General features: G+C 42.5%; 10 protein-coding genes. 1 reads left to right on the top strand and 9 read right to left on the bottom strand.

The window, feature by feature from the left end; translation table 11 throughout:
• Window positions 1-328 precede the first annotated feature (328 nt).
• The 9 genes from N3A72_04045 to N3A72_04005 all read right to left on the bottom strand — a co-directional run bounded on the left by N3A72_04045 (window position 329) and on the right by N3A72_04005 (window position 12,311).
• Window positions 329-2,377: a DUF6259 domain-containing protein gene (locus tag N3A72_04045; GenBank protein MCX7918782.1), complete on the bottom strand. Its 2,049-nt coding sequence runs from the start codon at window positions 2,375-2,377 to the stop codon at window positions 329-331.
• Between the two features lie 236 nt (window positions 2,378-2,613).
• Window positions 2,614-3,375, bottom strand: coding sequence for a transporter (locus tag N3A72_04040; protein ID MCX7918781.1), 762 nt, complete (start codon window positions 3,373-3,375; stop codon window positions 2,614-2,616).
• 151 nt (window positions 3,376-3,526) lie between these two features.
• The gene (locus N3A72_04035) at window positions 3,527-4,561 is read right to left on the bottom strand and encodes a hypothetical protein (protein ID MCX7918780.1); all 1,035 of its coding nucleotides are present in this window, start codon (window positions 4,559-4,561) and stop codon (window positions 3,527-3,529) included.
• 263 nt (window positions 4,562-4,824) lie between these two features.
• Window positions 4,825-6,066: an alginate export family protein gene (locus tag N3A72_04030; protein MCX7918779.1), complete on the bottom strand. Its 1,242-nt coding sequence runs from the start codon at window positions 6,064-6,066 to the stop codon at window positions 4,825-4,827.
• Between the two features lie 284 nt (window positions 6,067-6,350).
• The gene (locus N3A72_04025; protein ID MCX7918778.1) at window positions 6,351-7,637 is read right to left on the bottom strand and encodes a dihydroorotase; all 1,287 of its coding nucleotides are present in this window, start codon (window positions 7,635-7,637) and stop codon (window positions 6,351-6,353) included.
• A 60-nt stretch (window positions 7,638-7,697) separates the two neighbouring features.
• A complete protein-coding gene (locus N3A72_04020; GenBank protein ID MCX7918777.1) occupies window positions 7,698-8,654 on the bottom strand; it encodes an aspartate carbamoyltransferase catalytic subunit in 957 nt (318 codons plus the stop codon).
• 96 nt (window positions 8,655-8,750) lie between these two features.
• Window positions 8,751-9,296 carry a bifunctional pyr operon transcriptional regulator/uracil phosphoribosyltransferase PyrR gene (pyrR, locus tag N3A72_04015; protein ID MCX7918776.1) on the bottom strand — a complete coding sequence of 182 codons (546 nt, stop codon included), beginning with the start codon at window positions 9,294-9,296 and terminating at the stop codon, window positions 8,751-8,753.
• Between the two features lie 146 nt (window positions 9,297-9,442).
• A complete protein-coding gene (locus N3A72_04010; GenBank protein MCX7918775.1) occupies window positions 9,443-11,173 on the bottom strand; it encodes a beta-galactosidase in 1,731 nt (576 codons plus the stop codon).
• 49 nt (window positions 11,174-11,222) lie between these two features.
• Window positions 11,223-12,311: a hypothetical protein gene (locus tag N3A72_04005; GenBank protein ID MCX7918774.1), complete on the bottom strand. Its 1,089-nt coding sequence runs from the start codon at window positions 12,309-12,311 to the stop codon at window positions 11,223-11,225.
• A 322-nt stretch (window positions 12,312-12,633) separates the two neighbouring features.
• Here N3A72_04005 and N3A72_04000 point away from each other — a divergent pair, with 322 nt between their 5' ends.
• A complete protein-coding gene (locus N3A72_04000; GenBank protein ID MCX7918773.1) occupies window positions 12,634-14,202 on the top strand; it encodes an N-acetylmuramoyl-L-alanine amidase in 1,569 nt (522 codons plus the stop codon).
• The last annotated feature ends 38 nt before the right edge of the window (window positions 14,203-14,240 follow it).

Here is a 14,240-nt window from a genome sequence, read left to right as displayed (position 1 = left end):
GAAGGGGATTGTGACATATTGTGGCTTCCAAAGGAGCCACAATGCTTATTTTCCAGTGGAAATGATTGACCCGCTTAGAAGGGGATTGTGATGTATCCTTAACTCCTTGGATTAAGAGATTCTGCTTCTGTTGATGGTTATCTTTTGGTTAGGTTAGAATTGAATAGAAAACCGAAGAAAAAAGATATAAAAGAGATAAAACTTCTCTGCTGTTCTCAGCGAACTCTGCGGTAAAAAATTTATTAGAATCAGATAATAGCGGATGGTTATGATAGCGAGAGTGACCAAATTCCAGTGTCTGGAGTTTGGATTAAAACTAGAAGAAGTGTCAGACTGTTTTTAGTACCGTTATGTCAAGTAGTTTTGCTGAACGGCAAGGGACGGTTAGCGAACATCGGTTCGATTTGATTACTCTCAAAGATTCAAATCCTTCCGATCCGAAAATATACAGATGTATCCTCTTTTTATCCGTTATCTTTTCTTTCTCTAATGGCAGGTCTAGGGAAACAGTATGGTCGTTATCAGAATGATTCGCAATGAGGATACCGACTGAACCGTTTTTCGCTCGCCATCCGGAAGCGATAACTGCCGGAATATCAATAGGATATGTTCCGCCGAACGAACCGGTTCCTATCCCTAGAACTCGTGGATTATCTCCTTTCACTTCAATCAAACCGAGAAATTTACCATAATTAACGAAATTATGCGCAAACCGTCGGCATCGAACAATGTTTCGTAATAATTCCGCTTCGTTCCGATATTTCGGGTTCATAATTTTATCCGGCTGAACCCAGCCAGGTTGTGAACCGAAAATAAAACATTGAGCAATTTTCGCACGAAACGGGATCCCTCGCTCTAAATCGTCTGCAGGATAATACATAAATCCGAATAATATTATCCGATCAGAATATACCGCCGGAAATAACGGGATAATTTTCCGCTCATCAGTTTGTGTATTCACAACGAGCATCGCATCAAATTGGTCTATCCAGCATTCGATATTCTCTTCCGTAGTAATGATTTTCGATTTCGGCAGCGTTTTCCGAATACTTTCCAGCATATCCCGATACCCGAGATACCAAAAATCACCGCCACCGACCGGATGCCCATGGCTCTGATTATAGCATTGCACCGCTGGCGCTGCGCCAATTTGGTCGATATACACTCCGTCAACATTAATTTCATTAATCAATCTTTTAACCAGTTCTTTCACTTTACGTTTCCAGTTCTGTGTATAAGGACACATTACCGCTAGCGGAACTTTCGACCCATAAACTTCTATATATACTTCCTGTTTTTCGTTCAACGCTGCGGTTTTCTCTTTAACCTTCTCGTTTTTCCAACTATCTGAAGCGGGATCCCATAATCGTCCGTTGATATATGGCATAACATAACTTCCTACGTTCTGCATCTTTTTAACGCCATCAGCGAAATCCGGTAACGCCGGAAAATATTCGGGATATAACGTATCATACGGTATTCTATGCCAGCGATACCAATGCAATGCGGTTTGAACCCCGAAATAATCCAGCGCTTGTTGCGTTATTGCAAGGTTTGTTTCCGCTGAACCCATCGGACGGAGCCATAAATCGGTCTGTTTCAGCCAATCAGCGGTATGTCGTTTCGATATTGCGCTCTTCTTGCCCCAAGGGGTAGTATAACTAAACTCGCGATAGAACTGTGCTGCAGCATAATAATCGCCGGTAAATGTTGCAATAGCGAATTCAAACGGTAACGTATATCGAGCTTGTATCGTATTAAAGTCTACCCCAGCGAATGTGGTTAACCGAAACTCAAATGTTCCGTTATTTTTAGGTATAACCTTGAACTCTTTCATCGTTGCGGTTCGGTCATGTGCGCCGAGATAGAGTCCTTTTCCGTTGGAATAGAACGCTATAAACTGCATTACTGCCTGACAATAAGGATAAACAGATTGATAGACCAGACCAGTTTTCCGATATTTTTCAATCGTTTCCGGATTCGACAGATCATATTCCAGCCCCCACCCACACGGAACCGCAAGTTTCATCCTGTTACCGAGATAAATATCTGAAATAATTGGAAACTCGGTTCTAACCACGAACCATGATTTTGGTAAAGTAAATTTTATTGACGTATAGTGTATCGCAGAACCGCTATTTTTTCTCCGGAGATACACTTGGATTTTAACCGATTCGCTTTTTGCAATCTGATATACCCAGGTAAAACTATGTTTCCTAATATTATTTCTCCCTGACTTTTTCGTAAGCTTGTTTTTATGGTAACAATTCCGCTTTTTATTAAATTGCGCATCTAAATTAGTAAACGCAATTTCTTTACCTGCTATGTTCCGGATAACCACTCGCCATAGGAGCGTGTTTGGTTGTATTATCTTCATAATCATTAAATTTTTTATGGGTTAATACCTCATATATCTTGAACCGACTAACACTAACGTTGAGTCTCGATATACTCGATATAATATAATCGAGTACTCCGCTATGTGTGTGCTTCGTGCAGTGAAACCGTTTTCGTTTTCAGCGGCGGCGGAAAAATAAAAAAACCCCTTATATATCGAGCAAAAATATATAAGGGGTTCATTGAACTAGCGATTCTCTTTCAGAATGAATAAAATTAATGTCCCATAATTGGGAAGTTACCTTTTATCCCAAGAAATACATGCCAATCCCACGCTGCGTTGTTCAATCCCCAACCAGCTCCGCCGACTAACCCAACATTCTCTGCGATCCCATAGGTCACTCCAGCATCGAACGTAAGCGGGTCGTCTCCCTTAACCTCTTTGCCGTAGATTTCGCCAACGATGCTGAGGTTATCCTGGATAGCGTATCCGCCCCAGATACCATAATTCCATTCATCATCGCGATCATTATTATCATCATCGGATACTCGATTATATCCGACTTTCGCACCGAGCGTAATCTGGTCAGCTGGTTTGATTGTGCCCATAATAAACGGCATCCAATCTACATGACCGGTACCTAACCCTTCGCTTTGTTCTCCGGTAGCTAGTTTCACATTCACGCCAGCAGCTAGCCCACAACAACTTTCTTCTTCATTGATAAACCGATATTTCGTCCAGACATTCACATCACCGAGTCCGCTTTCTTCTCGCCATCCATCAACATCCCAACCAATATACGGAACATCAAATCCGACTTCCCAGTTATCAAGAATTCCGTATTTCGCATACGCATCAAGAACCCAAGCGGTTAACCAATCACTTTCATTATTGTAATCGAACACTAAGCCAGCTTCAAGATTCTGCGCTTCCGGACTAAGGACATCAAATTGATAATGAATCGTTCGTTCGAATCCGGCAAACGCAAATGAACTAACAACAAGCGTTAATAGCGTTGCGAGTATTAATCGTTTCATTTATTTCCCCCCTCTCTTGGTTGAAGTGGTTAGAAGATTTAAACCCTACGGTTCTCCATTAGGACTTAAGCCTTCTAGCCCGTTTTTTGTTTCAAAAATCTTCTCCTCGGAGATAGAATCCCCGAGGAGAAGATGATACTTCTATTGCTGATTAGAATTTCACCGTGGCTGATAGTCTCCAATTATCCAGCTCGGTTAAATTCTTCCAGCCCAGAACATCTACGGTCAGGTTCTCGGTAATATTCAGCCCAGCACCGTAGTAGTAATCAGTTTGGCTGCTGTGGTCTTCCGGAATCCGATGTGATGCACCGATGCGGAACGCTAACCAATCCGTCATGGTATATTCAAGACCGACCGGTAAGGTAATTTCGCTTTCATTCGTCGGGTTGTTCAACAGATTATATCCGGCAAAAGTACCGTCAATATCCGCATCACCATAGATGATACCCAGTGCTAATAACAGCTTTTCATTCAGTTTGGTTGCGTTTCCTACACCAATAGCAAACGCATCACCTTCGTTAGGCGTATCTTCAATCTCTGCATTCTCATACGAAATATATCCACGGAGTTTATTCGCATCATTCCACTGATACGCTGCGGAAACACCAACACCCCAAAGTGTTCCATCAACATCAACATCCGCATCATACATTCCGAATTTAATTAATCCGGCAACTGATACTTCCGGGCTAATCTGATATTTCACCGCTGGAATCAAGGTGATTAAATCCGCATCATTACCAATTTCAGCTTTCTGGTAGCTTACTTTCGCACCAAACGCTAACGCATCGTTAATCTGACGACCATAGAAAACCGGTAATGCCCAATCATTATCATCCGCGCCTAACTTCCGATTCAAGAAGAACGCACCAAATGTCCCGATGTTCTCCCAAGAATAAACGCCACCAATGAGATATTCATCTGCGGATGCGCCACCAAATTGGGTCTCTTCTCCGGTAACATAGTTGCTGAGATTGGTATAGAGTCTACCACCTTTCACATTCAGAATATCCGCCGGGTTAACCCAGAAATCTGTATATTCATCATCAACTAACCCAGCAAAATCTGGGCTTAATCCTTCTAGACGAAGCGAAACCTGCTGCGCTTCACCTACCCAGAAAGTTTTCGCGAAACCTATACCGGTTACGCATAACGCAATCACTACGAGAGTGAGTAGTTTCTTCATATAGTCTAAGTTCCCCCTTATTTAGTTTGTTACTCAAATGCAGCAAACAGGGTTGTGTTTTTATTCCTATCCCGAACCACTGTTTTTCTGCACGTTCACACGCCGCCTAATAGGAACTTGTGCACCCCCTTTCTTGGCTGGCTCGTGTGACTAACTATTCAGTTTTGGATTACACAGAGTAGAGCACCACGAAATTACACCGAATTTAGTAAAGAATCGGAGTATAATCTCTCGTTGCTTTTGTGCTGTCTGTGTAATCGCAATTAAAAGCTAACTTTAATCGCTCCTTTCGCCGCAATCACCTGTTCGTCATCATTATAATCTTTCGTCGGATTAAACCATGCACCAATAAGTTCTGCCGCTACATTTTCGGTATATTGATACGCTACCTTAACATCAATTTCGTATCCTAAATTTTTCGATTTATTTCCCTGTTTCTTATTATACTGATAATTATAAATATCAATATCCCCTTTAACTTTTTCCGTCGGCTGTGCACTCGCCCCAATCCAGTAGATTCGCATATTCTCTTTTATCCCATTTTCAAAATCAACAATTCGACCCCACGCTTTCTGGCCTAATCGTTCTTGCATACTATGCCCTAACAAATTCTGCCAGCTATTATTTTCGTCATCAGTCGCATCGCCATCTCCGGAAAGATAGATATACGCTAAACTTATTGCCGGTTTATATGTCGCTGCGGTAAACTGATACGTTCCGGCAAAATATCCGCCCCAAGCATCGAAATCGATATCGCCTTCATCGCCAGTCTGATACGCCAGTTCGCCCTTCAAGGTTAATCCCGGCACCGCAGTGATATCCGCATTCGCCCGGGTTCCGATCGTATATATCCGCTGATGTGGTGTAACTGACCGGTCTTGTAAATAGAGGAGATATCCGTCGGTTTGGAACGAATCCGTCCATTTGGTTTGTTTATAAATTCCCCAAAGGTTTCGGTCGGAAATATCCGAAATATTCTCAACCTGTTTATAGACAAACGCGTTAAGCAAAGTTTTCCCGAGCGTAACTTGAACTTTTGCAGCATCTACCGGAAGACTATCTGAGATAACAAATCCGTCTCCATAGTTTTCAAGGATACGACCGACGGTTAAATTTATTGGCGCATTAAAAATATCTTTTACGGTAAGATATCCTTCCCAGAGCTCGAATTCATCACCGGTAGTAAACGGGGCAATGGTTCGACTCGGGTCGGTTAAACTTGGAAGCGTAAACGAATCATCTTTACCCCAAACATATTGATTCACCAAGTTGATTTTGGTGAAGACTTTTTCATTCAGGTCAGCTGATATCCATAGATACAATTCAGTTTCCGCCCAACTATACTGCTTATTAGCGAGTCCATCGAATAACCAACCTTGCAGTTCTATACTTCCACCATAATCTATTGTCGGACGATTATTCGTATTCGCTGACATCCCCGCGGTACCCAATCCAATGTTCAGAATAAGAATTATACCTAGAATCGCAACAGTATTCGGTCTCATGTTAATGTGTTCCTCTCAACTCACAATACCACTGGGTAATTTAAATTCAGCTACAGAGAATTTTGATTCGATTTTTTATGGGAGAGAATTAATACGGTAGAAAAATGCAGACACTTCTTCACTCCCCCATTAATTCAAATCGCAAAAATTATATACATAAAAATGTCAATTTGTCAAGTAGATTTTGACTTTATTTATGTATATTTTTATAAACCATTGATAAACAAGAAGTTATAATTCCACTTTTTTTTTGATTTTTTTATGTTTATTTTGTATTGGGAGACTTATACCAATTTCCCATCATTGACAACTATCTTTCCGGCAACAATAGTTATGGTTGCTATTCCCATCAATTTCCTGCCTAAAAATGCTGAGTTCTTGCTTCTCCCATATAACCAATCTGCGGTAACGGTTATTTCTTTTTTAGGGTCGATAATAACCACATCGGCAATTGAACCAACGTCTAGTCTGCCTCGGTCGAGCCCTAAAATCGTTGCCGGATTATAACTCATCGCTTGAATCGCTCGTTCTAATATAATTTTATTTTTCGCAACCAGTTCGGTGAAAATAACACTGACCATCGTCTGAACCCCAATTACACCGAATGGAGCAACATCAAACTCTTGCTCTTTTTCAAACACAGCATGTGGCGCATGGTCAGAAGCGATACAATCGATAGTTCCATCCTGCAATCCCTTTATTAGCGCAGTAACATCCGCTTCCGTTCGTAACGGCGGATTCATTTTCATATTCGAATCATAGGTTGCTACCGCTGCATCGGTTAAGGTTAAATGATGCGGGGTAACCTCGCAGGTAACCCGAACCCCGCGTTGTTTCGCTTGCCGGATAAGTTCAACTGATTTGCTGGAACTAACATGGGCAATATGCAATTTCGCACCGGTCATCTCCGCTAAGGTTATATCTCGGGCAACAATAACATCTTCAGCGGCTGACGGTATCCCGCGCAGTCCGAATTCAGTCGAATGCCAACCTTCATGCATCACGCCGTCACCCGCAAGATTCTTATCTTCGCAATGTTCAATAATCGGAAAATTGAATGGCAGCGAATATTCCATCGCCCGACGTAACACTTCTGCGTTCATGACACAGTTCCCATCGTCGGAGACCGCAACGGCACCCGCCCGATGTAAATCACCTAGTTCAGCGATTTCTTCACCTTTTAATCCTTTCGTAATCGCAGCGATGGGATAAACGTTAACGATACCGTCTCGTTTCGCTTTCGCTTTGATAAATTCTACGCCAGCACGGTCATCTATCGGCGGATCGGTGTTCGCCATGCACGCAACTGAAGTTACACCACCGAGCGCAGCCGCTCTAGTGCCACTATAGATTGTTTCCTCATCTTCCCGACCGGGTTCCCGTAAATGGACATGCATATCTACTAAACCCGGACAAACATAATTCGATTGCGCATCGATAATCTGTGCATCTGCAGAGGTAATTGATGTGCCTATTAACGAGATTCGATCGTTTTCAATGAGAATATCTAATTTTTCCGAAGTTAATTTCTCTGGATTGATAACCAATCCATTTTTAATTAATAATTTCATAACGCATCTGATATAATATAATTTAATCTGTTCGTATTGTCATTCAATTTACTATTTAGGTTATTCTACAGCTTGTTCGAGTGCGGCGGTGGGTTTCCCGCCACCAAGCAGATATAATACCGCCATGCGAATCGCTACCCCGTTTGTAACCTGCTGTTCGACAACCGATTCAACGCCGTCTGCGACTTCTGCAGAAATTTCTATTCCACGGTTCATCGGGCCCGGATGCATAATAATCACGTCTGGTTTCGCTTTTTTCACCCGATGCCGGTCTATTCCAAACAATGCGGTATATTCCCGAATTGACGGAAACATATTTTTTTTCTGTCGTTCGAGTTGTAGCCGAAGTATATTGATTACATCCGCATCTTGGATTGCAGTATCGGTATGGTATGAGACTGTAGCGCCCATCTTTTCGATTTCCGGCGGAATGAGCGTTGGTGGACCGACGACGGTAACGTTCGCTCCGAGTTTGGTTAACCCCCAGATATCACTTCGCGCAACCCGGCTATGTCGGATATCACCAACGATAACTACTTTCAATCCCGCAATTCGCTTTTTCTTTTCCAGAATAGTATAAATATCTAACAACCCTTGGGTAGGATGTTCATGCTGGCCATCACCAGCGTTAATTATTGCTGATTGAACGCGCGTTGAAAGAAACTGCGGGACACCACCTGCCGAATGTCGGATAACTAAAAAATCCGTTTTCATCGCTTCAATGGTTCGCACGGTATCAATCAAACTTTCCCCTTTAACTACGCTCGAACTCGCTACAGCAATATTAATCACGTCTGCGGATAACCGTTTTGCAGCAAGCTCAAATGAGGTACGGGTTCTGGTGCTGGCTTCGTAGAACAAGTTAACTAATGTTTTCCCGCGTAATGTCGGTACTTTTTTCACCGACCGGGTGAACAGTTCTTTAAACGGTTTTGCGGTCTGCAAAATCAATTCGATTTCTTCTTTTGAGAGATATTCTAATCCTAAAAGATGTTTGGTTTTGAGTCCAGTAAGCATACGATAAACCGGAGGAACTTACTAACGGAAGAACTTAAGAACCTCCTATTATCTCGTTTTCTTGTTCTTTCGTTGTTCAGTTCTTTCGTGAAATGTCTATTGCTGTTCGGTTATTACCACCTGGTCAATGGTATCAGTTTCTATTAGTTTAACCTGAACTTGTTCTTGTTTTGCGGTCGGAATAGTTCTTCCGACAAAATCTGCTGCGATGGGTAATTCCCGATGTCCACGGTCAATTAAAACCGCTAGCTGGATACTCGCCGGTCTGCCATAATCCATCAACGCATCTAATGCCGCGCGAATAGTTCGCCCGGTATATAATACATCATCGACCAGCAGTATCTGTTTATCATCTAGCACAAACGGGAGGTGCGTCTCACCAACAACCGGATGATACCCTAATCGACTTAGATCATCTCGATACATCGTTATATCTAAAGTTCCGAGTGGAATGTTAATTTTCGCTATTTCGGCTAGTTTCTTCTGGAGCCGTTCCGCTAAATAGATTCCACGGGTGCGAATACCAACGATCGCTAGATTGTACAAATCCGGATTCTTTTCGATAATTTCGTGCACCATCCGGTTTAAAGTGCGGTCAATCGTTGCCGCATCCATAATTTCTCGTTTTTCAATCCATGGCATATCGTTAGGGTGTTGCAACTTTGAGGTCGATTTGATGAATTTCTAATTGCAAATCATAGTAGCGCAAAACCTTATTATCGGTCAATAGGGACTTCTCGTTTTTTATTTTTTTTAAGGATTTCGGTTTCGATGCTATATCGTCGTTTCTAGGTTTTTTCTATAGCCGCACGCTGGATATTAATTCTTCTGATCGTGTTCGGATGAAATTTCGGCTTTCGGTCGTAAGTATAGAGCCCGTTAACTTCCTGCTCGATATCATAGAGTTGCGTATAACAGAACCCGAACATTTTCGGATGGAATAAAAGCGATTCTGTTAATCCACGATATCGAGCGATAAATTCTTCTGCGGTTCTCGGTCGTTCGCCATACCCCCAAGATTTTTTATCTTTCTGTTCGGGATTCCACCATATCCCACCATATTCACTGACGAAATATGGCTGACCTTGATATGCGACCTCTTGTTCCGGAACATTTCGCCAAACGTTTTTATCTAATTTTTTAAATGGTTCGAATAACGCTTTAAACTTATCCGGATCCTGTTCATAATTATGCACGTCATAAACATCTGTTTCGACGTGGACATATCCACTGGTATCAATTACCGGGCGGGTCGGGTCAAGCTGTTTCGTTAATCGGTATATTATTCGCAGCAGTTCTGGGTTCTGCTGTCGCGGCGTTTCATTAAACGGACACCAGCCGACGATACACGGATGATTGAAATCGCGCTCAATCACTTCGCGCCATTCCGCCTGAACCCGAACTATCGCTTCCGGATGACTATGGTCTAATCCCCAGTTCGGATATTCTCCCCAGACCAGATACCCAAGTTTATCCGCCCAGTAGAGAAACCGCGGCTCGAACACTTTCTGATGTAACCGTGCGCCGTTAAATCCCAGTTTTAACGATAGTTCGATATCTCTTTTCAAAGCGGTATCGTTCGGTGCAGTGTATATCCCATCCGGATAATACCCTTGGTCTAACACCAACCGCTGAAATATCGGCTTATTATTTATCAACACCTTTTTCCTGCTAATTCTGATTTCTCGTAACCCGAAATAACTCTTAACTGTATCTATGACTTTTTCTTTCCTTTTTTCTTTTACAAGCTTAAACTCGAGAGCATAAAGAAACGGATTGTTCGGTTCCCAAAGTTTCTTTTCTGATAAATGAAGATGAAATTTAAGTATCTTCTTTGTCGGAACTGTTACCTCGCCAACTTTTCTATTTTTAGCAAATGCGGTAGTCGTCAGATTCAACCCGCTCGTTTTTCCGTCTACTGTCGCTCTGACGGTTATGCTACCTTTTTTAATATTTGGGTATATCTTGAATGAGCGCAAATAGGTTTGTGGAACAGGTTCAAGCCAGACGGTCTGCCAGATGCCAGTTGTGCGGGTATAAAAACAGCCGTAGGATTCGAGTTTATCTGACTGTTTTCCTGAAGGTTGTAGTGGATTTCGAGTATCATCTTTTGCACAGACGATTAGTTCATTATTACCGTTGGTAATATATCTAGTAATTTCAAACGAAAATGGAGTGTATCCTCCGCGATGCGACCCGATTTTGTTTCCATTTACCCAAACCGTAGCTTCATAATCTACCGCCCCAAAATGGAGCAGGATTCTTTTTCCAAACCATTGTTTCGGAAGCTCAAAGTTTCGTCGATACCAGATCCATGGTATAAACTCTTTCTTAGCGATTCCGGACAACTTGCTTTCCGGACAGAATGGAACAAGTATCTTCCTGCTAAACACCGTCGGTGGCGTGGTATCCATTTTCCCTATCTCAACATCCCAACTCCCATTCAGATTCAACCACTCTTTTCTAACGAACTGCGGCCGTGGATATTCCGCCCGAGGAATAGACTTTTCTCTACCCATGACTTAATCCTCTTAACTATTTTTCGTTATTCTTCATTATACACTAGCATTAGCTTTTTGCATTGATTATCGAATATTCGGTAACCGCATGAATAAACGCGATTATATTCTCTATGGGTACCTCCGGTTCAAGGATATGGGTTGGCGCGAGAATTAACGCACCGTCATACCCGAGGGTGTGAATGTTCTCTTGAACAACTTTCCGAACATCATCCGGTGTCCCGAATGGAAATATCGTCTGCGTTCCAAGCGTTCCATCAAGAACCACTTGCGTTCCGTATTTCCGTTTGACTTCTATTGGATTTAAACATTCCGGTTGTATCGGATTAAGTATCGTTACCCCAATTTCTATCAGTTCTGGAATAATCATTTCGATATTTCCGTCGCTATGATACTTAATCTGGATATCCGGTTTAATAGATTTAGCGGCAGCAAAAACTTCTGCCCAACGTGGTTTCATGAACCGACGCCAAAGTTCTAGCGAAAACATCAGGGTTCGTTGGTTCGCGACATCATCGCCAGTATGAAGGAAATCAACCCCTGCATTCGCGCCGGCAATCGCTACTTGCTTATTTCGTTCCATAATCCGGTCGAGAATATATTCGCTCCACGCCGGTTGCGTAACCATATCCATCAGGAACTCTTCATACCCACGAATCTGCCACGCATCTTCATACATATGCCCAACCCAGCATGATGCTACTTTCCCATGTGCATGGGCGGTTTTAACTTCATTTGCCATATTCGATTCAACATAACCATCAATATTCGGATAGGGAAACGATTCTATCTCTTCGAATTTAGTTGCATTCCGCAATGGGCTAATATACCGTGTGAAATGATACATACTTCCTGGAATATGGAGCACACCGTTAGCATCGATTTTCGCGTTCGCTGGGATGTCCAGCCCGGCATAGTATCGACTGTAATCCGGCGGGATATAATTCTCCGGCGGTTTCGGAACCACTGGTATCGGCTTAAACATCCCGAAATATTCTTGCAGGTCAATCTCTTCTTCTATACCAAGCTGTTGCCGAATACGTCGTTTCAAATCGGAAGTAAATTCAGCATAGAACAGGTATTCGTTATGTACCTGATGTGCTACCGTTGCCTTAAACCGTTCGAGTTGACTTTTCATCCGCTGTTTCCTTTCTATAGTATTGTCATTTTTGATTTTTTTTGACAGTAAAAAGTTTTAGGTCATCGGTTATCGCTATAACTAATTTCCGCTTTTGCAGAACAGTTTATTCTTTCTCCCTAATTTAATAATCCTTAACCATAGTTATTTTTTCCTTTAATATAAACCATAGCAAATAATAATAATCCTTAATCTGGTTTTCGTCAAATAGAAAGTATGCTAGAATAACTAAATTGTTACAAAAACAAAATGGTTGAACGAAAACAACCATTGTATCATTTTTGATTCGGTTGCTTTTTCGTTTTAAGGGAGGTTATAGAGTATGTTTCGTAAAATCGGGGTAATAGGTTTAATTATCGGGGTAGTGTTTGCAGGCTGTGCACGCGTGCAAATAAAAAAAGAACCGCCGGTAATCTCTACGCTCGGTCTTCCGTCGTATCCGATACCGCTGTATGCCTCGTCGTTGAAAGGGCAGAAGATTTGCCTCGATCCTGGTCATGGTGGTGATGCAGAAGTAAAAAATTATAAACGCGGGCCGACCGGTGTTCGGGAAGCGGAGGTGAATCTTCGGGTAGCGCAGTATCTCCGTGAATTTCTTGAACAAAGCGGCGCCCAGGTATATATGACCCGTACCGCAGATTATTTCGTTGGATTGAATGAACGGAGTTATTTCGCGAACACCTGTGGTGCAGAGTTTTTCGTTAGCATGCATCATAATGCGGTATCTAATCCGAAGGTTAATTATACAACCACGTGGTATCATGCTGACCCAGATTATGAACTCATCAACCTGGATTTAGCGCGATATCTCCAGGATGGAATCGCAAATACACTCAACCTCCCGCAGGTAACCCCGCGACCGTTACGAACCGATTATTCGATTTATCCCGGAGCAGGATTTGCGGTGTTACGGAACACCAAAATCCCTGCTGCGTTGGTTGAAGCTTCGTTTCATTCGAATCCGGAAGAAGAACAGCGACTCGCCGACCCAGACTATAATAAACGGGAAGCGTATGGGTATTTTATCGGGTTAGCGAAATTTTTCTTTTCCGGTATCCCGAAAGCAACGATTCTTTCTCCGCCAGCGATTATCGCTGACCGCACTCCGGAATTAAAAGTCCAGATTACTGACGGGCTTGGTGGGAAGGAAATTATTCCAAGCAGTCTCTTTTTCAAACTTGATACTACGCGGATTATTCCAACGTATGACGCAACCAGCGCTATTGCTACCGCAAAACCGTTAACCCCACTTGCGAATAATTACCATACGCTCCAACCCGTATATATGAATCTGCATAAAACGAATGTATATCCGGTAAAGTATGTTTTTCAGGTTGCACCGCCAGTAAATGATTTATCAATGAAAATTATCCCGTGGCTGATCCCAGCTGATGGCGAATCTCTAGCCGCGATTCTTATTACTGCGAAAGATGAAGCTGGTGACCCAGTCGCTGATGGAACCATAATCGAACTAACCGCAGATAACGGATCATTGGTTTATACGACCATAAGTACACTGAATGGCGTTGCGGTGGGATATATCCGGTCAACGACGGTTGCCGCAGACGTTATTCTCACAGCCAGATCCGGTCAACGAACGGCGGTATCAAGTTTAAAATTTGATATAACCAAATGGGGATTATTAACCGGCGTAGTTACCGATGCGCAACGCGCACGTCCGATTGAAAACGCAAAAATAGAAATAACTTCGATGGTTGACCATCCGACCACGTTGACCTATCGCGACGGTAGATATATCCTTGATGAAATTGCTGCTGGTGAACAATCGCTGCTGGTTAGTGCTGATGGATATCAGCCGATAAAACTCTGGATAACCGTTGAGCCGAACAAAACGAAGTTTATCAATTTTTCACTAAATAGAATTCCTTAGAACTAATATTGGTGGTGTTTAACGAGTCGTGGTTTTCC

It is taken from the genome of bacterium (assembly GCA_026416715.1).
Lineage (GTDB): Bacteria > UBP4 > UBA4092 > JAOAEQ01 > JAOAEQ01 > JAOAEQ01.
This window is presented reverse-complemented; position numbering and strand designations above follow the sequence as displayed.

Coding starts and splice junctions, on each gene's coding strand:
- N3A72_04020 (MCX7918777.1), bottom strand. CDS start 8,654: ATGCTTACTGGACTCAAAACCAAACATCTTTTAGGATTAGAATATCTC.
- N3A72_04030 (MCX7918779.1), bottom strand. CDS start 6,066: ATGAGACCGAATACTGTTGCGATTCTAGGTATAATTCTTATTCTGAAC.
- N3A72_04025 (MCX7918778.1), bottom strand. CDS start 7,637: ATGAAATTATTAATTAAAAATGGATTGGTTATCAATCCAGAGAAATTA.
- N3A72_04045 (MCX7918782.1), bottom strand. CDS start 2,377: ATGAAGATAATACAACCAAACACGCTCCTATGGCGAGTGGTTATCCGG.
- N3A72_04000 (MCX7918773.1), top strand. CDS start 12,634: ATGTTTCGTAAAATCGGGGTAATAGGTTTAATTATCGGGGTAGTGTTT.
- pyrR (MCX7918776.1), bottom strand. CDS start 9,296: ATGCCATGGATTGAAAAACGAGAAATTATGGATGCGGCAACGATTGAC.
- N3A72_04035 (MCX7918780.1), bottom strand. CDS start 4,561: ATGAAGAAACTACTCACTCTCGTAGTGATTGCGTTATGCGTAACCGGT.
- N3A72_04005 (MCX7918774.1), bottom strand. CDS start 12,311: ATGAAAAGTCAACTCGAACGGTTTAAGGCAACGGTAGCACATCAGGTA.
- N3A72_04010 (MCX7918775.1), bottom strand. CDS start 11,173: ATGGGTAGAGAAAAGTCTATTCCTCGGGCGGAATATCCACGGCCGCAG.
- N3A72_04040 (MCX7918781.1), bottom strand. CDS start 3,375: ATGAAACGATTAATACTCGCAACGCTATTAACGCTTGTTGTTAGTTCA.